Source organism: Streptomyces sp. NBC_00358 (genome assembly GCF_036099295.1).
Classification (GTDB): domain Bacteria; phylum Actinomycetota; class Actinomycetes; order Streptomycetales; family Streptomycetaceae; genus Streptomyces.
Window position 1 is genome coordinate 5,571,977 of sequence record NZ_CP107976.1, and the last position, 20,412, is coordinate 5,592,388.

At 72.5% G+C, this 20,412-nt stretch carries 16 protein-coding genes; 10 read left to right on the plus strand and 6 right to left on the minus strand.

Annotation, left to right across the window (positions count from 1 at the left end):
- Positions 1-63 precede the first annotated feature (63 nt).
- The 3 genes from OHT01_RS23790 to OHT01_RS23800 form a co-directional block, all read right to left on the minus strand.
- Positions 64-879, minus strand: coding sequence for a hypothetical protein (locus OHT01_RS23790; RefSeq protein ID WP_405916907.1), 816 nt, complete (start codon positions 877-879; stop codon positions 64-66).
- On the minus strand, positions 876-1,283 hold the full coding sequence (locus OHT01_RS23795; RefSeq protein WP_261704018.1) for a hypothetical protein: 408 nt from the start codon (positions 1,281-1,283) through the stop codon (positions 876-878). The genes OHT01_RS23790 and OHT01_RS23795 overlap by 4 nt, the downstream gene beginning before the upstream one ends.
- A 389-nt stretch (positions 1,284-1,672) precedes the next feature.
- Entirely contained in the window at positions 1,673-2,977 is a 1,305-nt protein-coding gene (locus OHT01_RS23800; RefSeq protein WP_328558236.1) for a diaminopimelate decarboxylase, read from the minus strand.
- A gap of 581 nt (positions 2,978-3,558) precedes the next feature.
- Here OHT01_RS23800 and hutU point away from each other — a divergent pair.
- The 4 genes from hutU (at position 3,559) to hutI (ending at position 9,054) form a co-directional block, all read left to right on the plus strand.
- Positions 3,559-5,232, plus strand: coding sequence for a urocanate hydratase (gene hutU / locus OHT01_RS23805; protein WP_328555148.1), 1,674 nt, complete (start codon positions 3,559-3,561; stop codon positions 5,230-5,232).
- The gene (locus OHT01_RS23810; RefSeq protein WP_328555149.1) at positions 5,229-6,452 is read left to right on the plus strand and encodes an allantoate amidohydrolase; all 1,224 of its coding nucleotides are present in this window, start codon (positions 5,229-5,231) and stop codon (positions 6,450-6,452) included. Before hutU ends, OHT01_RS23810 begins: the two co-directional genes overlap by 4 nt.
- Entirely contained in the window at positions 6,449-7,807 is a 1,359-nt protein-coding gene (locus OHT01_RS23815; RefSeq protein ID WP_328555150.1) for a formimidoylglutamate deiminase, read from the plus strand. The genes OHT01_RS23810 and OHT01_RS23815 overlap by 4 nt, the downstream gene beginning before the upstream one ends.
- Before the next feature lie 71 nt (positions 7,808-7,878).
- The gene (gene hutI, locus OHT01_RS23820; RefSeq protein WP_328555151.1) at positions 7,879-9,054 is read left to right on the plus strand and encodes an imidazolonepropionase; all 1,176 of its coding nucleotides are present in this window, start codon (positions 7,879-7,881) and stop codon (positions 9,052-9,054) included.
- A gap of 82 nt (positions 9,055-9,136) precedes the next feature.
- On the opposite strand, the gene OHT01_RS23825 is transcribed toward hutI, so the two are convergent.
- On the minus strand, positions 9,137-10,714 hold the full coding sequence (locus tag OHT01_RS23825) for a ricin-type beta-trefoil lectin domain protein (protein ID WP_328555152.1): 1,578 nt from the start codon (positions 10,712-10,714) through the stop codon (positions 9,137-9,139).
- A gap of 323 nt (positions 10,715-11,037) precedes the next feature.
- Complete coding sequence (locus OHT01_RS23830; RefSeq protein WP_328555153.1) at positions 11,038-11,967, minus strand: RNA polymerase sigma factor SigF; 930 nt, start codon at positions 11,965-11,967, stop codon at positions 11,038-11,040.
- Between the two features lie 238 nt (positions 11,968-12,205).
- Here OHT01_RS23830 and OHT01_RS23835 point away from each other — a divergent pair, with 238 nt between their 5' ends.
- The 6 genes from OHT01_RS23835 to OHT01_RS23860 all read left to right on the plus strand — a co-directional run bounded on the left by OHT01_RS23835 (position 12,206) and on the right by OHT01_RS23860 (position 18,460).
- Positions 12,206-12,574 (plus strand): STAS domain-containing protein, encoded by a 369-nt coding sequence (locus OHT01_RS23835; RefSeq protein WP_326787354.1) that lies wholly within the window; start codon positions 12,206-12,208, stop codon positions 12,572-12,574.
- Between the two features lie 276 nt (positions 12,575-12,850).
- On the plus strand, positions 12,851-13,411 hold the full coding sequence (locus OHT01_RS23840) for an ATP-binding protein (protein ID WP_328555154.1): 561 nt from the start codon (positions 12,851-12,853) through the stop codon (positions 13,409-13,411).
- Between the two features lie 854 nt (positions 13,412-14,265).
- Entirely contained in the window at positions 14,266-15,003 is a 738-nt protein-coding gene (locus OHT01_RS23845; protein WP_328555155.1) for an LPXTG cell wall anchor domain-containing protein, read from the plus strand.
- Between the two features lie 30 nt (positions 15,004-15,033).
- Positions 15,034-16,014, plus strand: coding sequence for a COG1470 family protein (locus OHT01_RS23850; protein ID WP_328555156.1), 981 nt, complete (start codon positions 15,034-15,036; stop codon positions 16,012-16,014).
- Between the two features lie 17 nt (positions 16,015-16,031).
- Positions 16,032-17,129 carry a hypothetical protein gene (locus OHT01_RS23855; protein WP_443043546.1) on the plus strand — a complete coding sequence of 366 codons (1,098 nt, stop codon included), beginning with the start codon at positions 16,032-16,034 and terminating at the stop codon, positions 17,127-17,129.
- A gap of 62 nt (positions 17,130-17,191) precedes the next feature.
- On the plus strand, positions 17,192-18,460 hold the full coding sequence (locus OHT01_RS23860; RefSeq protein ID WP_328558238.1) for a hypothetical protein: 1,269 nt from the start codon (positions 17,192-17,194) through the stop codon (positions 18,458-18,460).
- Positions 18,461-18,574: 114 nt separating this feature from the next.
- Here OHT01_RS23860 and OHT01_RS23865 read toward each other — a convergent pair whose 3' ends face one another.
- Positions 18,575-20,071: an oligopeptide:H+ symporter gene (locus tag OHT01_RS23865; RefSeq protein ID WP_328555157.1), complete on the minus strand. Its 1,497-nt coding sequence runs from the start codon at positions 20,069-20,071 to the stop codon at positions 18,575-18,577.
- Positions 20,072-20,412: the final 341 nt, after the last annotated feature.

A 20,412-nucleotide genomic window follows, 5' to 3' on the forward strand; every position in this document is an offset into this window, starting at 1 on the left:
AGCAGTCTCCTCTCGGCACGCTGTCGTAGCGCGCGGATCACAAGGCCTCCCGCGGGTTGGGACTCACAAGGCCTCCAGCGCGTCTCTGAGCCGTCGCAGCAACGCGACGTCGGGATCGGTGGAGGTCTGGGTGAGCACGCTGGGCGCGGGGAGCGGCTTCGGTACGGGAGCGGCTGTCACGAGTCCGGCGGCGGCGAGCCGGCGCAGGTCGACGAGCGTGTGGAAGGCGGGCCGCCCCAGCGCGAGGGACACGTCCGCCGCCGTGCGGACGCCGTCCACCCGGCCGAGGACGGCCTCCTGGCGGAGCGGCACCGCCGGCCCCGCGGTGAGCAGGGCGCGCCGGATCGGCGCGGTGTCGGTCGCCGGGTCGGGCCATATGCGGTGCAGCAGCTCACGGCGGCGCACCGTCTCGCGTTCCAGGGCGGCCACGGGGACGGGGCGCAGCGGGCCGAACCAGTGCGCGGCGCCGTAGCGGAAGCGGCTCGGAGTGCTGCTCGGCCCGAGCACGAAGTACGCCGCGTCGTACAGGGAACCGAGGTGGCACAGTTCCAGCGCGCCCTCCGCGATCCGTCCGCTGTCGATCAGGAACCGGCCGACCCGGCGGCGCGCCCCGGCCGCGGCGACCGCCTCCTGCCACACCTCGGCGTCCAGTACGCCGCGGACCGAGAACAGCACGTCGAGCCCCGGGGTGGCCGGGCTCTCGGCGTGCACCACCTCGCCGTCGGCGAGGTAGAGGGTGCCGCGCTCGCGGATGAGGACCCCGGTGGCCCGCTCGTCGGCCAGCCGGCTGAGCATCGGCGAGACGCCGCCGGCCGCGGCGCTCGGTGCCCTGTCCCGCACCGGGAGCCGGGGCGGGGGAGGTGTCCTGACCGTGGTCATACGAGCACCAGCCGTCCGGCCATCTCGCCGAGCCGGATGCGGGCCAGGGCGAGATTGCCGTCCGAGCGGCCCAGCCACAGGTGCAGGAACACGCTGCTGTCGAAGGTGGTCCGGACGAACCGCAGGACGTGGTAGCTGTCGCGGTTGCTGATGATCAGGTCCTCGATCGGGGTCTCCTGGTCCGACCACTCGGACCAGTCGGAGCCGTCCTTCGGGGCGAACGAGCGGTTCTCCGCGGCGAGCCGGGCCAGCTCGGCTGCCTCCGCCGCGGTCGTCTCGTGGTCGTCGCCCGGCGCGTCGCCGACCGTGCCCAGGGCCAGGCCGCTGGTCCAGTCGACCACCGAGGCACCCCGCGCACCGGGCAGTGTCATGGCTTCCAGTAGGCACTCGTCGATTCCGGGCACCGTGTCTCCCCTCCCGCCAAGGGTTCGGCCGAGTGACGCCGAAGTTACGCACTGTGCGCACGGGTGGGGAGTGATCGGGCATTTTCCTGTGGAACATGCCCACGATGACTAAGGTGGGTCAACTGACCACATTCTCCGGCGTGCTGAAACCACCTGTGGCCGGTTTGTGCTGCCCTCGGGGGCGATGCGAGGGGCGCTCGTGAGTGCGATCGGGCGCACGGGAAATCGAATGCGCCCCGACATGTGCCGATCGTGCTCCGGCGCCCTCCGGAGCGCTGCTGCTGACACTCCGGCGGACCCGCCCCTCAAGGCGTGTCGGACATGTCTGTCGAGGCGTGCCGCGGCGGTCCCCGGTGGCTGCCCGGCCTTTCCCGGTGGGCGGGCGGTGGCTACAGCGCGGTGAGCGACGGGCCGTGCGCGCCGCCCGACTCCGCGACGATCTCGTCGAGGGTCTGCGGCTCCCGGACCACCGCGAACCGCACTCCTCCCACGTCCTCGCCGTCCGGCGCGAAGCCGTAGACGCCGGGACGGGCAAGGGAGTTGTACGCGTAGTGGTGGGCGAAATAGTAGGCACCGGTGTCCAGTGCGGCCACGTGGTCGCCCTGTTCGAGCAGCGGCAGCGCGCGGCCCCGTGCGAGCAGGTCGCCCGCGAAGCAGGCGGGGCCCGCGACATCCTGGACGACGTCCGGCCCGGTCTTCGGGCGGCCCTTCGCGTCGTACGCGGCGATCCGCAGCGGCCAGGCCCCCGGCGCGTACACCGTGCGGGTCGCCACCTGCACCCCGGCGTGGGTGACCGCGACCGCCCGGCCCCCGGCGGACTTCGTGTACTCCACCCGTGCCAGCACGGTCCCGTGCTTGGCCAGCAGCGATCGCCCGAACTCGGTGACCAGCCCGTACCGTCCGTCGAACAGTCCCGGCACCACCCCGGCGAGCAGTCGCGCGTACTGCGCGTATGTCGGTGCCGTCTCGTCGGAGCCGAAGTTGACCGGAAGGCCGCCGCCGATGTCGATCGTGTCGACCTGGTGCCGCCCGACATGCCGGTTGATCTCCTCCGCCAGCGCGTACGTCTCCGCCACGCCCCGCGCCATCAGGGAGAGCGGCATGCCCTGCGAGCCCGAGTGCGCGTGCAGCCGGGTCAGCCACGGGCGGTCGGCGTACGCCCCCACGATCCACGCGCGGGCACCCTCGTCGCGCAGCGCGACCCCGAACTTGGAGGTCGCCGTGGCCGTGGAGAGCGCGTCGATCGAACCACCGCCGACCTGCGGGTTGACCCGCAGTCCGATGGGGGAGCCGGTGGCCGTCGAGCGCACCACGGCGTCGATGCGGTCCAGTTCCTGCGGGCTGTCCGCGTTGACCGCGACGCCCAGCGCCAGCGCCTCGCGCAGTTCGGCGAGGGTCTTGGCCGGTGAGTCGAGCACGGTCCGGGCGGGCGGGATTCCCGCCGTCCGGGCGAGCGCGAGCTCTCCGGGGCTCGCCACCTCCGCGCCGATGCCCTGCCCGTGCAGCAGCCGCAGCACGGGTACGAGAGGCGTCGCCTTCACCGCGAAGGCGTGCAGCACGGGTGTGCCGGGGGTGGTCACCGCGGCGAAGGCGGCCTGGAGCGCGGCGGCCGAGGCCCGGATGCCGGGGACGTCGAGGAGCGCGACGATCGGGCGCTCCGGTGCGAGGAGGCCCTGTTCCACGGCGGCACGCACGGCGTCGTCCCGCCGGGAGACCCGCCCGGAGTCCGACTCGCCTGCCGGCCCGTAGTCGGGCCGGGCCCTGCCCCTGCCCCGGCCCTGGTTCGCCGCCCGCTCCCCGTCCGCCCTCTGGTCCAGGTCCCGATCCACCGTCCGGTCCAGGTCCCGATCCGCCGGCCGGTCCCGATCCCGGCTCGTCGTCCGGCGCCCGTCCCCGTTCGCCGTCAAGCCGGCCTTCGCCGTAGCCCCGCCGCCGCTCGCCGTCCGGCCCCCGGCCGTAGCCCCGTCCCCGCCGGCCGTCCCGTCCTCGTTCGCCGTCCGGTGCGTGCCCGCCGCTCCACCCCCGTCCGTCCGTTCGTCCTCAGGTGTCGTCGCGTCGCCGCCGCCCGAAGGCGGCCTCGAAGCCCCTGCCGAAGACATCGCAGCCCCACTCGCCCCGTCGCCCGCCTGATCCCCTGCCCTGTCCATGTCTGCGCCCATACGTCCCAGCCAAACATCCGTGAGGAGCGCGCGCGGGGCCGTGCAGCTATTGACTAGTTCTATTCAAAGGTTCAGGATGTGAATATCTATAGCAACAGTTCGCTGGGAGGCAGACCATGTCAGGACCCCGCCCCGTCCGAGCGCCGCGCGGTACGGAACTGAGCGCCCTGGGATGGCAGCAGGAAGCCGCCCTGCGGATGCTGCAGAACAACCTCGACCCCGAGGTGGCCGAGCACCCCGACAAGCTCGTCGTCTACGGCGGCACCGGCAAGGCCGCCCGTGACTGGCGCTCCTTCGACGCCATGGTCCGCACGCTCCGGACGCTGAAGCAGGACGAGACGATGCTCGTCCAGTCCGGCCGCCCCGTCGGCGTCATGCAGACCCACGAGTGGGCCCCGCGCGTCCTCATCGCCAACTCCAACCTGGTCGGCGACTGGGCCAACTGGGAGGAGTTCCGGCGCCTGGAGCAGCTCGGCCTCACCATGTACGGCCAGATGACCGCCGGTTCCTGGATCTACATCGGCACCCAGGGCATCCTCCAGGGCACCTACGAGACCTTCTCCGCCGTCGCCGCGAAGAAGTTCAACGGCACCCTCGCCGGCACCATCACGCTGACCGCCGGTCTCGGCGGCATGGGCGGCGCCCAGCCGCTCGCCGTGACGATGAACGACGGCGTCGCGATCTGTATCGACGTCGACCCGCGCGCCATCGAGCGCCGCATCGAGCACCGCTACCTGGACGTGCGCGCCGACTCCCTGGAGCACGCGCTCCAGCTCGCCGTCGAGGCCCGCGACCAGCGCAAGCCGCTCTCCATCGGCCTGCTCGGCAACGCCGCAGACCTGCTGCCGCGGATGCTCGCCGAGGGCGCCCCCATCGACATCGTGACCGACCAGACCTCGGCCCACGACCCGCTCGCCTACCTCCCCGTGGGCATGGACTTCGACGACATGGCCGACGCGGCCGCCAAGGACCCGGCGGGCTTCACCACCCGCGCCCGCGAGTCCATGGCCAAGCACGTCGAGGCCATGGTCGGCTTCATGGACGCCGGCGCCGAGGTCTTCGACTACGGCAACTCCATCCGCGGCGAGGCCCAGCTCGCCGGCTACGACCGCGCCTTCGCGTTCCCCGGCTTCGTCCCCGCCTACATCCGCCCGCTCTTCTCCGAGGGCAAGGGCCCCTTCCGCTGGGCGGCCCTGTCCGGCGAGGCCTCCGACATCCACAAGACGGACAAGGCGATCCTCGACCTCTTCCCGGAGAACGAGTCGCTGCACCGCTGGATCAAGCTGGCCGGCGAGCGCGTCCACTTCCAGGGCCTGCCCGCCCGTATCTGCTGGCTCGGCTACGGCGAGCGCGACAAGGCCGGCGAGCGCTTCAACGACATGGTGGCCTCCGGCGAACTCGCCGCCCCGCTCGCCATCGGCCGCGACCACCTCGACTGCGGCTCCGTCGCCTCCCCGTACCGCGAGACCGAGGCCATGCTCGACGGCTCCGACGCGATCGCCGACTGGCCGCTGCTGAACGCCATGGTGAACGTCGCCTCCGGCGCCTCCTGGGTCTCCATCCACCACGGCGGCGGCGTCGGCATGGGCCGCTCCATCCACGCCGGCCAGGTCTGCGTGGCCGACGGCACCAAGCTCGCCGGCGAGAAGATCCGCCGCGTCCTGACGAACGACCCCGGCATGGGCGTCATCCGCCACGTCGACGCGGGCTACGACATCGCCGAGAACGTCGCCGACGAGCGCGGTGTGCGCATCCCGATGCGCGAAGGCGACGAGGGTGGCACCGCGTGACGTTCCACAGCATGTGGGCGGAGCTGCTGCCGATCGGCCGCAGCTCCGCCTCCGGCGGCTACCGCCGGTTCGCCTGGAGCGGGGCCGACACCGAGTGCCGCGCCTGGTTCCGGGAGCAGGCCGAGTCCCGCGGGCTCACCTACGAGCTCGACCGCAACGGCAACCAGTGGGCCTGGCTCGGTGACCCCGCCGACGGTGACGCCGTGGTCACCGGCTCGCACCTCGACTCCGTGCCCGACGGCGGCGCTTTCGACGGACCTCTCGGTGTCGTCTCCTCCTTCGCCGCGCTCGACGAACTCCGCGCCCGCGGAGCCGAGTTCACCAAGCCCCTCGCCATCGTCAACTTCGGCGACGAGGAGGGCGCCCGGTTCGGACTCGCCTGCGTCGGCTCCCGGCTGGCCGCCGGCCGGCTCACCGTCGAGCAGGCGCACCGGCTCACCGACGCCGACGGCATCACCCTGCCGCAGGCCATGGAGCGCGCCGGGTACGACGCCGGCACCATCGGCCCCGACCCCGAACGGCTCGGCCGGATCGGCGCCTTCGTCGAACTGCACGTCGAGCAGGGCCGCGCCCTCGACATCGGCGGCGACCAGGTCGGCATCGCCAGCGCGATCTGGCCGCACGGCCGCTGGCGCTTCGACTTCCGGGGCGAGGCCAACCACGCCGGCACGACCCGTCTCGTGGACCGCCACGACCCGATGCTCTCCTACGCCGAGACCGTCCTCGCCGCCCGCCGCGAGGCCCGGCTCGCGGGCGCCGTCGCCACCTTCGGCAAGATCGCCGTCGAGCCCAACGGCGTGAACGCCATCCCCTCCCTCGTGCGCGGCTGGCTCGACTCCCGCGCCGCCGACCAGGCGACCCTCGACACGGTCGTCACCGGCATCGAGAAGGCGGCCCGCGAGTACGCGGACGCGCAGGGCGTCGAACTCGACGTCGTCCGCGAGTCGTTCACCCCCGTCGTCGAGTTCGAGCACGCCCTGCGCGACGAACTCGCCCGCATCCTGGGCAAGGAGCGGGACGCCGTGCTCAGCGTCCCCGTTCTGGGGACGGGAGCCGGACACGACGCCGGAATCCTCTCCGGCACCGTCCCGACCGCCATGCTGTTCGTACGCAACCCCACGGGTGTCTCGCACTCCCCGGCCGAGTACGCCGCCGAGGACGACTGCCTGGCCGGGGTGACCGCACTCGCCGACGTACTCGAAGGGCTGGCCTGCAGGTGACGCAGACGTACTGGCTGGAACACGCCTGGCTCGACACCAACGTCGAACCGGGCGTCGCCGTGACCGTGTCGGCCGGCGGCTCCGAAGCCGGGGCGTCCGGCCGCGTCACCGACGTCCGCACCGGCGTCGACACCCCGCCGCCGGGCGCCGAGATCCTGCGCGGACTCACCCTCCCCGGCCTCGCCAACGCCCACTCGCACGCCTTCCACCGCGCCCTGCGCGGCACCGTCCAGGTGGGCTCCGGCACCTTCTGGACCTGGCGCGAGCTCATGTACTCCTTCGCGGACCGGCTGACCCCGGAGACCTACCACGCGCTGGCCCGCGCGGTGTACGCGGAGATGGCGCTCGCCGGAGTCACCGCCGTCGGCGAGTTCCACTACGTGCACCACGCCCACGACGGCACCCCCTACGCCGACCCCAACGCCATGGGCGAGGCCCTCATGGCCGCCGCCTCCGACGCGGGCATCCGCATCACCCTGCTCGACACGGCCTACCTCTCCTCCGGCTTCGGGCAGCCGCCCAACGCGCACCAGCGGCGCTTCTCCGACGGCACCGCCGACGCCTGGGCGGAACGCTGTTCACTTCTCAAGGACCGGGATCACGCACGGATCGGCGCGGCGATCCACTCCGTACGGGCCGTACCCGCCGGACAGCTCGCCACCGTGGCGCGCTGGGCCGAGGAGCGGCGCGCCCCGCTCCATGTGCACCTGTCCGAGCAGACCGCGGAGAACGAGGCCTGCCTCGCCGCCCACGGCCGCACGCCCACCCGGCTGCTCGCCGACCACGGCGTCCTCGGACCGCGCACCACCGGCGTCCACAACACGCACCTCACCGACGAGGACATCGCCCTGCTCGGCGGCTCCGGCACCGGCACCTGCATGTGCCCGACCACCGAACGCGACCTCGCCGACGGCATCGGCCCCGCCGTCGCCCTCCAGCGCGCGGGCTCGCCCCTGTCGCTCGGCTCCGACAGCCACGCCGTCATCGACCTCCTCGAAGAGGCCCGCGCGATGGAGCTCAACGAGCGGCTGCGCACCCGCACCCGCGGTCACTGGACGGCCGCCGCCCTGCTGCGCGCCGCCTCCGCCGACGGCCACGCGGCCCTCGGCTGGGACGACGCGGGCAGCATCGAGACGGGCGCGCTCGCCGACTTCACGACGATCGCCCTCGACTCGGTCAGAACAGCGGGACCGGTGCCGCGCCTCGGCGCCGAGACCGCCGTATTCGCGGCCACGGCGGCCGATGTCCGGCACACGGTCGTGGCGGGACGGCACGTCGTACGCGACGGCGCGCACACCCTCGTACCCGATGTGCCGGCAGCCCTCGCGGACGCCGTCCAGGCACTGCGCTCCTGACACCCGGACACGGGCGCGACCTCGCGCGCCCCACGCCCATCACCAGCAGTCCCGCCACCCATGAGGACGCCATGAGCAGCACGACCGTCATCACGAACATCGCCAGTCTGGTCACCAACGATCCCTCCCAAGGCGACGGAACCCCGCTCGGTCTGATCCAGGACGCGGCGCTCGTCATCGACGGCGACCGCGTCGCGTGGACCGGTGAATCAAGCAAAGCACCCGCCACTGACAACCGGGTCGACGCCGGTGGCCGCGCGGTGATCCCGGGCTTCGTCGACTCCCACTCGCACCTGGTCTTCGCCGGGGACCGCACCCAGGAGTTCAACGCCCGGATGTCCGGCCGCGCGTACAGCGCGGGGGGCATCCGCACCACCGTCGCCGCCACCCGCGCCGCCTCCGACGAGGAGCTGGAGCGCAACCTCACGCGCTATCTGCGCGAAGCCCTCCGCCAGGGCACCACGACCTTCGAGACCAAGTCGGGCTACGGCCTGACCGTCGAGGACGAGGCCCGCGCGCTGCGCATCGCCGCCTCGCACACCGACGAGGTCACGTACCTCGGCGCGCACATCGTCTCCCCGGACTACGCCGACGACCCGGCCGGCTATGTCGCCCTGGTGACCGGAGAGATGCTCGACGCCTGTGCCCCGTACGCCCGTTGGGTGGACGTCTTCTGCGAGAAGGGCGCCTTCGACGGCGACCAGGCGCGGGCGATCCTCACGGCCGGCAAGGCGAAGGGCCTGCACCCGCGCGTTCACGCCAACCAGCTCTCGTACGGCCCTGGCGTCCAGCTCGCCGTCGAGCTGGACGCGGCGAGCGCCGACCACTGCACCCACCTGACGGACGCGGACGTCGACGCCCTGGCGAGCGGCGACACCGTGGCGACCCTGCTCCCCGGCGCCGAGTTCTCCACCCGCGCCGAGTGGCCGGACGCCCGGCGGCTCATCGACGCGGGCGTCACGGTCGCGCTGTCCACCGACTGCAATCCCGGCTCGTCCTTCACGTCGTCCGTGCCCTTCTGCGTCGCGCTCGCGGTGCGGGACATGCGGATGACCCCGGACGAGGCCGTGTGGTCGGCGACCGCGGGCGGCGCGAAGGCCCTGCGCCGGGACGACGTCGGCCGTCTCGCGCCCGGCGCGTACGCGGACCTGGCCCTGCTCGACGCCCCCAGCCACGTCCACCTCGCCTACCGTCCGGGCGTCCCGCTGGTCACCGGCGTCTGGCGGCGCGGCGTCCGCGAGGTCTGAGAACCCGGCGGTCGGCGGGCCCACCGGCGGGGGTCCGGGACCGGCGGGTCCGAAGGGCTGACCGGTGGGGTCGCAGGGGTCCTCAGCGGGCGCCCGCGCGCCAGCGCTGGCCCGTGCCCCCGTTCAGCGGAACCAGGGACAGCCCCTCGTCGCCGTCAGGCGTGAGAGCCGTCTCGATGGCCACGGCCGGGCGGACGACGCCGTCCCCGTCGACGGTGAACCGCAGGTTGTCGCCGTGGTCGCCGTCGAGCGAGGAGCACTCCCAGATGCCCACGCCCTTGTCGACCGAACCCCGGCTGTCCAGGCAGAAGCCGTCGTCGGCGGCCGAGCGGAGGGAACCGCTGCCGGTGTCGACGCGCCAGCGCTGGGTGGCGGCGGAGGTGCAGGGTGCCGTGATGACGTCCGTGCCCTTCTCCAGGTCGCCGTCGCGGATGTCCAGACACAGGCCCGAGGCGACGTTCACCACCTGGGCGTAGCCGCTGCCCGGCGGGCGGAACGCGACGGTCGGGGCCGGCTTCGGGCTCGGTGACTCCGGCGGCGCCGAACGGCGGCCCGGGGAGGGCGACGAGGTCGCCGGGGGCGAGCCCGAGGGGGAGGGCGTGCGGGCCGGCGGATCGACCGGGACCGTCGCCGTCACGGTCACCGGCGGCGGCTCCGACGGCGTGGACACCGAGCCCGCCGTGTCCGTGGCCGGCGGGCCGCCCGAGGACAGCAGCAGGAACAGGACCGGCGCCAGGGCCACGCCGAGCGCCGCCGCCGAGGTCAGGACGAACCGCCGGGACGGCGGCCAGGCCGGCCCCGACGCCCTTGAACCGGCGGGGAGTTCGGGCGCGGCGGGCTCCGCCCCGGACACGTCGTTCGTGACGTACGCCGTACCCGCCCACGGCAGCAGGCCCTCGGCCAGGGCGGAGCGCGGATGGTCGCGCAGGGCGGTCAGTTCCTCGTACGCGGTCGAGCAGTGCGCGCAGCGCGCCATGTGGGTGTGCAGGTCGGTGCTGGAGCGGGGGTTGTCGGGCCGCACCGACTCCTCGATGAGCCGGCGGAAGTCTCCGCAGCGCGGATCGTCGGAGGCGGCCAGGCGATGCCTGAGACAGGCCTGGCCCAGGGACTGGAGCGCCTGGTCCGTGCCGTAGGCGACGTCCTCGGGGGTGAGGCCGAGCAGGACCGCCGTCCGTTCCGCGGACTCGCGCTCCACGACCGCGTACCAGACGAGGCCCTGGGCGCGGGTGGGGAGGGACCGGAAGGCCGGGAGCAGGGACGGGACCGGGCCGTCGGGGCCCGCCGTGCTGAGGACGAGGAGCAGACCGGGGTCGATGCCCGCGGCCCGCTGGTCCCGGGCCCATGAGGCGGCCGTCCGCCCCGCCAGCAGCAGGAGGTGGTGCCGCCACGGGACGTTCGGGTCGATGCCGCGCGCCGTCTCGCGGGCCGCGAGGGTGAAGGTCTGCGCGGCGAGCTGACCGGCCCCGGACTCACCGGTCGTGCACAGCCGGGCGTAGCCGAGGACCGAGGCGCGGTGACGTCGGCGGAGTTCCTGGAGGGCCGTGTACGCGGTCGAGGTGCCGGCGCGCAGCAGCTCCGTCAGCCGCGCGTCGGCCGCCCCGGCGGGCAGCCCGTCGTCCTCGGCCCCGGTGTCTCCGCCGGCCGGGTCGTCCTGCGCCATGTTCGTCCGCCTCCCCGCACCTGGTGCGCACTCGTCCTGTGCTGACGTACCAGCCAGTTTGGGATGCCCATAGTGGCGGGGGTGGTCCTTCGGGGAAAGAGTTGAAGCGGGGATTTCCGCCCGAGGCTACGACGAACTTTCCTGTGTGGCACAGAAGTTGTTTGTACGGCGCGGAGGCTTTGGAGGCCGGGCCGGTCGCCGCGGGGAGGGACCGGGCGGTCGCCGGAGGAGGAACGGGGCGGGCGGCCCCGGAAACGGAGCGGTCCGGCGCCCGCGGGCGCCGGACCGCTCCGATGCGCGGCCTCGTGGGCCGCGAAGCCCTGTCATTCCTCGACGGTCAAGCCCTTCCGGAGTCGCACGAGGGTGCGCGACAGCAACCGGGAGACATGCATCTGGGAGATGCCCAGTTCGTCACCGATCTCGGACTGGGTCATGTTCGCCACGAACCGCAGCGAGAGGATCTGCCGGTCGCGCTGGGGGAGTTCGGCGATCAGCGGCTTGAGCGACTCCACGTACTCGATGCCTTCGAGGCCGTTGTCCTCGTAGCCGATGCGGTCCGCGAGCGCGCCCTCGGAGTCGTCCTCCTCGGGCTGGGCGTCCAGCGAACTGGCCGTGTAGGCGTTGGACGCGGCCATGCCCTCGACGACCTCGTCGTTGCTGATGCCGAGGCGCTCCGCCAGCTCGCCCACGGTCGGGGCGCGGTCGAGGCGCTGGGCCAGTTCGTCGCCGGCCTTGGCCAGGTCGAGGCGCAGTTCCTGGAGCCGGCGGGGTACCCGCACCGACCAGGAGGTGTCGCGGAAGAAGCGCTTGATCTCGCCGATGATGGTCGGCATCGCGAAGGTGGGGAACTCGACGCCGCGGCTCAGCTCGAACCGGTCGATCGCCTTGATCAGGCCGATGGTGCCGACCTGGATGATGTCCTCCATCGGCTCGCTGCGGGAGCGGAAGCGGGAGGCGGCGAACTTCACCAGCGCGAGGTTGAGTTCGACGAGTGTGTTGCGGACGTACGCGTGGTCGTGCGTGCCCTCTTCGAGGGACTCCAGCCGCGCGAAGAGCGTCTTGGACAGAGCCCGTGCGTCCACCGGCCCCACCTCGTCGTACGGGGGGATCTCCGGAAGTCCGGCGAGTCCGGTGAGTCCGTCGACTCCGTCGGTTCCGGTTCCGTCGACGTGCTCCGGGGATTCCGGAGACGGTGTCGACGTCGCCGTCCGGGTCTGCGATGCGTCGAGCCGGGGTGACATGGTGTCCTCCATCGTTCTCGGCATATGGCCGCCGATGCCGATACGTGCACTGCGGTGTGCGGCGCCTCCAAAGCCGGCCGGGTCGGATAGCTGTCTCTACTAGCCCTACCCGGTTTCCCGAACCCACCGCAAGTGTCCTCTGCGGTGAAATGTCCACTTCGTGGGGGTTGTTCGGGTGTCGGGTGCCGTGGAGAAGGCGTAGTGTTCGAGTGCGTACATCAGCAGGAGCGACGCTCGGGAGAGAGACGGCATGGACCGCGGGACGGTCGGCAGCGCACAGTCTGGCCGGCTTCTTGTCGAGGTGCGGGAAGAGGGCACAAGTGCCGTCGTGACCCCCGCGGGTGAGCTCGATCACCACACGGCCGATTTGTTGCGTGAGCCACTTGAGGGGTGCCTCGAAAAGGGGTACGCACGACTGGTGATCGACTGCTCGCGGCTGGAGTTCTGCGACTCCACCGGGCTCAATGTGCTGCTCGGTGCCCGGCTGAAGGCCGAGGCCGCGGGGGGCGGGGTCCATTTGGCCGCGATGCAGCCGGTGGTGGCCCGGGTCTTCGAGATCACCGGGGCGGAGGCCGTCTTCACCGTCCACGACACGCTTGAGGCGGCCCTGTCCGGCTGATCCGGCAGGCCTGCGACCATGGCACCGTTATGCCCCGGATGCCCCTGTGTGATCGACGCGTTACTCGCGTCACAGTTTCCGTGCCGAATAAGTGGGTGTTCGGACGGTTCCGTCGGGCAGGAGACATCCTGGACGGGTCGGCGGCGCACGGGTCGGCGGCCGGCGCGGTGGAAGTCGTCGATCCACAAACGGCGAAAGTCGTTGATCCATCCGTACTGAGTACTGCGTACTGAGTCTTGAAATCGTGAACCGGTGAATCGGTGAGGTGAAGCGCTGATGAGCACCACCCGGCCTTGCTCGCCGGGCGACCGCGGCCCGGAGTCGGGCGACGGCGGCGCTTCCGCGGTGTCCGCGCCCGGCGTGACGTCCGTGGACGGCGCGGCGCCCGTCGGCGGCTCCCCGGCCGACGCGCCCCCCGTGCCCGTCGGCCGCCAGGCCCGCAGGCTGAACCTCGACGGCGAGAGCGGCGTCGTGCCGCTGGCCCGCGACTTCGCCCGGCAGGCGCTGTACGCGTGGGGCTGGCTGCCCGCGCCGAGCGCCGACCGGCGGGCGGCCGCCGAGGACGTCCTGCTGGTCGTCTCCGAGCTGGTCACCAACGCCTGCCTGCACGCCGAGGGCCCGGACGAGCTGCGGATCTCCTGCGACAACAAGGTGCTGCGCATCGAGGTCTCCGACCGGGGGGCCGGTCAGCCCGCCCCGCGGACCCCGCACCGCGCCGGTCGTCCCGGCGGCCACGGCATGTTCATCGTGCAGCGGCTCTGCCTGGACTGGGGGGTCGTACGCACTCCCGGAGTCGCGGGCAAGACGGTGTGGGCGGAACTCGGAGCCCCGGCGTAGCCGGCCCGGCGCACTTGCCCCGGCCGGCTCGCCGCCGTCCCGGACCGTCCGCCCGAGCTCGCTTTCGGACCGCCGTCCCGGACCGTCCGCCCGAGCTCGCTTTCGGACCGCCGTCCCGGACCGTCCGCCCGAGCTCGCTTTCGGGCGCCCGTCCTGGGTCGCCCGCCCGAGCTTCGTTTCGGACGGCCGCCCCGGCCTAGCCTGCCCGCCCGAGCCCACGCTCGTACGGCCGCCCCGGAGCGCCGGCCTGGGTGCGGCGGCTCGCGGGTCGTTCGCCTGGGCCGACTTTCGTGCGGCTGCCCCGGAGCGTCGGTCTGGGTGCGGCGGCTCGCGGGTCGTTCGCCTGGGCCGACTTTCGTGCGGCTGCCCCGGAGCGTCGGTCTGGGTGCGGCGGCTCGCGGGTCGTCCGCCTGAGCCGACTTTCGTACGGCCGCCCCGGAGCGCCGGCCTGGGCGCGGCAGCCTCCGGACCGTCTGCCCGGGCCCACTTTCGTACGGCTGCCCCGGAGCGTCGGTCTGGGCGCGGCAGCCCCGGGGCGCCCGCCTGGGCCGACTTTCGGACGGCCGACCCGGTCGTCCGCCCGGATCGCTCTCCAGCCCGTCTTCGTGAACTGTCCAGCGCCTTCCCCCGGTCGGTTCGTCCCCGGGGTGTTCTCGCGGGCCGCGGTCGTGAACCGGCAGGCCCGTGCCCGCCTTTGGTTACCCGGGGTTCGAACCCCGCTCCGTACGGCACCCGGTGCGCGCGGGATCCCCACGGATCCGGCGCGCACTTTGTCTTCCCTCCACAAGTCCCCGGGCGTACCTTGACGGCCGATCTGATGTTCCGTCAGAAAATCGCCGAGGACGCCGTCAGGAATGAGGGGCAGGCCCGTGTCGTACCGGACGTACCAGAAACGAACCGCCGCGCTCGCGTTCGCCGCGGCCCTGGCCGGCTCGGCGGTGCTGATGGCCGCCCCCCTGGCCCAGGCCGACGTGGTGGACGTCAACTACCAGTGCAAGACGCCGATCGGTGACAAGAGCGCCGTCTCGCCCATCGACATCAAGGGTGTCAAAAGCGGCAGCGCCTACAAGCTCACCATGTCCTGGCAGAAGGGTGTCTCCTCCAGCCCGGTCGAACTCGGCAAGGGCGCGATGACACCGAGCGCCGTCATCAAGCTGGGCGGCGCGGACAGCGGCACGGTGGCGGTCAGCGGACCGGCCAACGCGGCCGCCATCCCCGCCAACACCCCCATCAAGATCAGCGACTTGAGCGGAACCTACACGCCCAAGAAGTCCGGCAAGGTCACCTTCACCGCGGGCGTCCTCACCATCAAGGCCCTCGGGACCACGACCACGTGCACGCCCTCGAACAGTCCCAAGCCCTCGCTGACCCTCGACGTCACGGCGGCCGGCGGTTCGGGCTCCTCGACCTCGGGTTCCTCGGGTTCCTCGGGCTCATCGGGTTCCAGCGGGACCGACTCCGGCGGATCCCTTCCGCAGACCGGCCCCGAGGACTCCGTGGTGGCCCTCGGCACCCTCGGCGGCACGGTGCTGCTCGCGGGCGCGGCGGGCGTGCTGTGGCTGACCCGCAGGCATCAGGCGGTCCGCCGCTGACCGTCCCGCACCACGACCTGGAGCCGCCGCATGCCGTACGCACTCCCCGCTGCCCGCGTGCTGGGCCTGACCCTGGCGCTCATGAGCGCGGCACCGACGGCCCTGGCCGCCGAGGGCTGGTCCGTCGTGCCGGCCTCCGGCGGGGCGGCCGACGGGCGGCCCTCCGTCTACGCGGAGGGCGCGCCCGGCACGGTCCTCCAGGACGCGGTCTCCGTGCTCAACCCGGGCGGGCGGCCTCTCACCGTCGAGCTGCGCGGCGCCGACGCGGACGACACCGCCGGCGGCGCCTTCACCGGGCGCGAACGGCCGACGGACACGGGCGCGTGGATCGCCTTCGCCGGTCGCGCGGACGGCCGCCGGACCGCGGTGCGGACGCTGTCCGTACGGGTGCCCGCGCACACCCGCGCGGACGTGCCGTTCACGATCGGGGTCCCGGCCGGTGCGGCGCCCGGTGACCATCCCGGTGCGATCGTGGCGGGCGGCGGCGGCCGCACCTCGGCGCTGCGAGTCCAACTCCGCGTGGCGGGACCGACGTTGTCGGCGCTGACCGTCGAGCACGTCCGGGTGGGCGGCGGACGGATCTCGTACGAACTGGTCAACCGAGGGACCACGGTCCTCGCCCCGCGGCTCGCCGTGCACGCCGACGGCGTCCTCGGCACCCTGCTCGACCGCGCCCCGCGCACCCTGCCCGTCGAACTCCTGCCGGGCCGCCGCGTCACGCTCCACGAACCCTGGACCGGCCCTCCGGCGCTCGACGCGGCCGAGGTGCGGCTGACGGTGACGGCGGCGGGCGGGGTGCGCTCCACGGCGACGGCGTCGGTCCGGTTCGTGCCGTGGGAGGTGCCGGCCGGGGCCGGGGGCGTCCTGGCGGCGGTGGGCGCCTTCGTCGTCGTACGGCGTCGGGGGCGGCCCGGGGGGTGGCGGCCATGGCGTCGGCGGCGCCGCGCGGTTGACGACGCAGCGAGCGAACAGCCCTGCACGGAAGTCGAGTTGACGGGAGCGGTGGCGTGAGCGGCCTGGGCGGCAAGATGCGGACGGCGGCGCTGGGGGCGGTGCTGGCACTCGTCCTGGTCCCCCTGGCCGGGGCGGTCTCGGCCCTCCCGGCGGCCGCCGCCGGAAAACCGAGCGTGTCCTTGTCCAGGTCAGAGGCGGGGACCGGCGGTTCGGTCACCGTGACCGGCAGCGGCTGGCGGCCGGGGGCGCTGTTGATGATGCTGATCTGCGGCCGGTCCGTGCCCTCGCGCGGGGTGATCGGCGGCACCAACTCCTGTGCCAACGCCGACGGACGGGCCGTCACCACCGACGCCAAGGGCGGCTTCGGCAAGAAGCTGCCGGTCGCCGAGCCGCCCGTGCCGTGCCCCTGTGTGGTGCATGTCGCCACCGTCACGGGTGAGAAGGCCGAGGCGGACGCCATCTTCATGGTGGCCGGCCACTCGGTCGAGCCGCTGCCGAAGGAGGAGGGCGGCGGCCGGCTCTCGGTGCTCACCGACACCCGGCTCGACGGATCGAGCGGTCTGCTGACGTGGTTCGGCTCGCCTCCCTCGCGCACCCTCGTCTTCACGGTCGGCAATGTCGGCACCGCCCCGGTGAAGAACCCGGTCTTCCAGGTCGGCACCTCCCACGGGGTGTTCGCCCCGCAGTGGGAGGAACAGCAGTGGCGCGGCACCGTCGAGCCCGGCCGCAAGGCGCGGATCGACCTGCCGGTCGAACTGTCGGCCGGCGCGCACGGCGACTACACGATCTCGCTGAAGTACGGCGGGAAGGTGCTCGCCGAGCAGCCGTGGGGCGTGGGCCGCCCGTGGGGCGTCACCGTCTTCTGGATCCTGCTCTGCGTGGTCGTCCCGGCCGCGGTGTTCCGGGCCGGCATGGCCGTGGTGGACCGGGTGCGCCCGCGCAGGTCCACCGGGCGCGCGGGCCGGCACCGGGGTCTGCGGCTGGGCGAGCTCACCCTGCGCCTGCCCAAGGCGGGACCCGCCCCCCGGACACCGGTGGACGCCTCGGTGCCGCCGGTACCGGCCCTTCCGTGGTTCACCCCGGACAACGATCCGGGCACCGCGACGAACGGTCAGCTCTCCGCACCGCACGAGAACGGTCCGACGACGCAGACGAGAAAGGGACATACGTGAGTACGCAACGGAGAGGTGTACCGGCCGCCGGACGCAGAGCGGGCGCGGCCGGGGTCGCGCTGATGCTCGGCGGTGCGGGCATCCTGCTGGGGGTGGCCGCCGCTCCGGCGCAGGCCGCCGAGGTGTCGTACAAGACCGAATGCATTCCGCCCGCGATCTCCGGGCTGCCCGCCGTGGAGGGCACCACGAAGGTGGAGATCACGGCGCCCGCCGAGGCGAAGGTGGGCGACGAGGTCACCATCACCTGGAAGTTCACCCAGGCCGCCTCGAAGAATCCCGATGTCCTCGACCTCGACGCGAACACCGTCAAGCCCACCGGGACGCTGAAGGCGGGCGGAGCGCAGACGGCGGACATCGCGATGGAGGGGCCGCGGACGAACCCCGCGATCCCCAAGAACAGCGACATGAAGCTGTCCGACATGACGGGCAAGCTGAAACTGACGGCGGCGGGCGACGTCACGCTCACCCCGGACGCGTACAACATCAATGTCAGCAAGCCGATCTCCACCGACACCAAGTGCACGCCCAAGGAGACGGTGAACTCCTCCGCGACGATCAAGGTGACGAGCGGCGGCGGGACGGGCGGCACGCCGACGCCCACGCCCACGCCGACTCCCACTCCGACCCCGAGCGGGTCGGTCACCCCGTCGCCGAGCGGCAGCGGGACCGGCGGAGGAAGTGACACCGGCGGATCCGGCAGCGGGCAGACCGACTTCACGGGCAAGGAGGTCTCCGTTCCCTACGCGTGCAAGACGCCCATCGGAGACAAGAGCGCCACCTCTCCCGTGCAGATCAACGCCAAGAAGAACGGCGGGAGTTACGACCTCACCGTGCAGTTCAAGAAGTCCGTGATGGACAGCCCGGCCGACATCCCCGCCGACTCCGTCAAGCCGTCGATGGAGGTGGCCCTCGGAGGCGCCGACAAGGGCACCGTGCATGTCGAGGGCCCGGCCAACTCGGCGGCGATCAAGTCCGGCGACCCGATCGAGGTCCCCGACCTGACGGGCACCTACAAGCCGGGCGCGACCGGTACGTCGACCCTGTCCCCGGGCGTGCTGACGGTGATGGCCCTGGGGACGACGACGACCTGCACCCCCACCAAGTCGGAGGTCTCCCTGACCCTGGACACCTCGGAGCAGGCGAGCGGCGCCTCGGGCGGCGGGTCCACCTCGTCCGGTTCGGGTTCCGCCGGTACGTCGGCCGGCGGCGGCCTGGCGGAGACGGGCTCCGACAGCCACAGCGTGCTCAAGGCGCTCGGACTGGTGGCGGGCACGGTCATCCTGCTGGGCGGCGCGGTCTTCACCTTCATGCCGGGACGCAGGACGCGCTGATCCCCGGCGGCCGCGGAGACGGCGAGGGGCCGGCCGCGGCGACGGCGAGGGAAACGGCGAGGGGCCGCCGCACCGAACGGTGCGGCGGCCCCTCGCGGTGTCGTGGGTCCGACGTCAGTGGACGTCGCCCATGAGCGCCTTGACCTTCTTGCGGTACATCCACACCGCGGCACCGGCGATCACGGCGAGCGTGGCCTCCAGCGCGACGATGCCCGTCTTGTTGAGGTCGACGTTGGCGATGGAGAGCAGACCGGTCGTGGCGTCACCGGCGGTGACGGCCAGGAACCAGACACCCATCATCTGGGAGGCGTACCTCGCCGGAGCCATCTTCGTGGTGACGGAGAGGCCGACCGGGGAGAGCAGCAGTTCACCGACGGTCTGCACGAAGTAGATCGCCACCAGCCACATCGCGGCCGCCTTGTGACCGCCCTCGGCGATCGTCAGCGGGGCCAGGAAGAGGAAGAACGACGCGCCGATCAGGATCAGACCCGAGGCGAACTTCGTCGCCGTGCTCGGCTCCTTGCCGCGCTTGTTCAGCCACAGCCACGCCCAGGCGAAGACCGGGGCGAGCGCCATGATCATGACCGGGTTGACGGACTGGTACCAGGAGACCGGGAACTCCCAGCCGAAGATCGTGTTCTTCGCGGACTCGTCGGCGAAGATCGACATCGTCGAGCCGCCCTGGTCGTAGATCATCCAGAAGACGGCCGCGGCGACGAAGAACCAGATGTACGCGGACATCTTCGACTGGTCGGCACGGTCCAGGGACTTGTCCCGCTTGATGCGCCCGATGACCATGACCGGGATGGCCAGACCGGCGATCGTGATCGGGACCAGCAGCCAGTTCAGCGTGTAGTGGCCCGAGAAGCCGACGATCGAGTAGAAGACGACGGCGACAGCGGCCCACAGGGCGGACTTGCGCAGCGTCGCGGACTTCTCCTGGGCCGTCAGAGGCGTGGGGACCTCGTGCGAGCGGGCGCTGAGGTGACGGCCGCCGAGCAGGTACTGGGCGAGGCCCAGCGCCATGCCGAGCGCGGCGAGGGCGAAGCCCAGGTGCCAGTTCACGTTCTCACCGACGGTGCCGATGATCAGCGGGGCGGCGAAGGCGCCGAGGTTGATGCCGACGTAGAACAGCGTGAAGCCACCGTCACGGCGCGCGTCGTCCGGGCCCTCGTAGAGGTGGCCGACCATCGTGGAGATGTTGGCCTTCAGCAGACCGGAACCGATCGCCACGAGGCCGAGGCCGCCGTAGAAGGTGCCGGAGGAGGGCAGAGCCAGCGTGAGGTGACCCAGCATGATGATCACACCCGCGACGGCGACCGTCTTGCGGGGGCCGAGGACGCGGTCGGCGAACCAGCCGCCCGGCAGGGCGAGCAGGTACACCAGGGAGAGGTACACGGAGTAGATCGCGGTCGCGGTGGCCGCGCTGAGGTGCAGACCGCCCGGTGCCACCAGGTACAGCGGGAGCAGGGCCTTCATGCCGTAGTAGGAGAAACGCTCCCACATCTCGGTCATGAAGAGAGTGGCCAGTCCGCGGGGGTGGCCGAAGAAGGTCTTCTCGGAACCGGGGATTCCCGGAGTCACCGAGTCCTTCGTCAGGCTGGACGCCATGGTCGATCCTTGCTGGTCGGGACGCGCTGTTGGGGGTCCCCCGCTCACGTGGAACCGAGAGGTCGGGGGAGTTACGCGCCCAGTGGGGGACGGCCGGCACCGGCGGGAGTTCGGCGTCCGTCCCCACGCCCACGGGGAGTCCGCTCCGGACTGCGAAGCGGCGGACGGCGACCACCGGGATCCACGCCCATGACGCATCAGTGCGCCCGGGCCCGGCCACAGGTCTTTCCTTCAAGGCTGGCTGACACCAGCCCGCACACAGAAGGGACCTTTTAGCATCAAGTGCACGCCAAAGGTCCCGATGTAGTGCTTGAGGCGTCTGGTCACCATACGACATCGCA

What these genes read in the sequence shown, in the direction of transcription:
- OHT01_RS23790 (WP_405916907.1), bottom strand. Translation starts at nt 879, where the DNA reads ATGACCACGGTCAGGACACCTCCCCCGCCCCGGCTCCCGGTGCGGGAC.
- hutU (WP_328555148.1), top strand. Translation starts at nt 3,559, where the DNA reads ATGTCAGGACCCCGCCCCGTCCGAGCGCCGCGCGGTACGGAACTGAGC.
- hutI (WP_328555151.1), top strand. Translation starts at nt 7,879, where the DNA reads ATGAGCAGCACGACCGTCATCACGAACATCGCCAGTCTGGTCACCAAC.
- OHT01_RS23825 (WP_328555152.1), bottom strand. Translation starts at nt 10,714, where the DNA reads ATGGCGCAGGACGACCCGGCCGGCGGAGACACCGGGGCCGAGGACGAC.
- OHT01_RS23830 (WP_328555153.1), bottom strand. Translation starts at nt 11,967, where the DNA reads ATGGAGGACACCATGTCACCCCGGCTCGACGCATCGCAGACCCGGACG.
- OHT01_RS23835 (WP_326787354.1), top strand. Translation starts at nt 12,206, where the DNA reads ATGGACCGCGGGACGGTCGGCAGCGCACAGTCTGGCCGGCTTCTTGTC.
- OHT01_RS23840 (WP_328555154.1), top strand. Translation starts at nt 12,851, where the DNA reads ATGAGCACCACCCGGCCTTGCTCGCCGGGCGACCGCGGCCCGGAGTCG.
- OHT01_RS23845 (WP_328555155.1), top strand. Translation starts at nt 14,266, where the DNA reads ATGAGGGGCAGGCCCGTGTCGTACCGGACGTACCAGAAACGAACCGCC.
- OHT01_RS23850 (WP_328555156.1), top strand. Translation starts at nt 15,034, where the DNA reads ATGCCGTACGCACTCCCCGCTGCCCGCGTGCTGGGCCTGACCCTGGCG.
- OHT01_RS23855 (WP_443043546.1), top strand. Translation starts at nt 16,032, where the DNA reads ATGCGGACGGCGGCGCTGGGGGCGGTGCTGGCACTCGTCCTGGTCCCC.
- OHT01_RS23860 (WP_328558238.1), top strand. Translation starts at nt 17,192, where the DNA reads ATGCTCGGCGGTGCGGGCATCCTGCTGGGGGTGGCCGCCGCTCCGGCG.
- OHT01_RS23865 (WP_328555157.1), bottom strand. Translation starts at nt 20,071, where the DNA reads ATGGCGTCCAGCCTGACGAAGGACTCGGTGACTCCGGGAATCCCCGGT.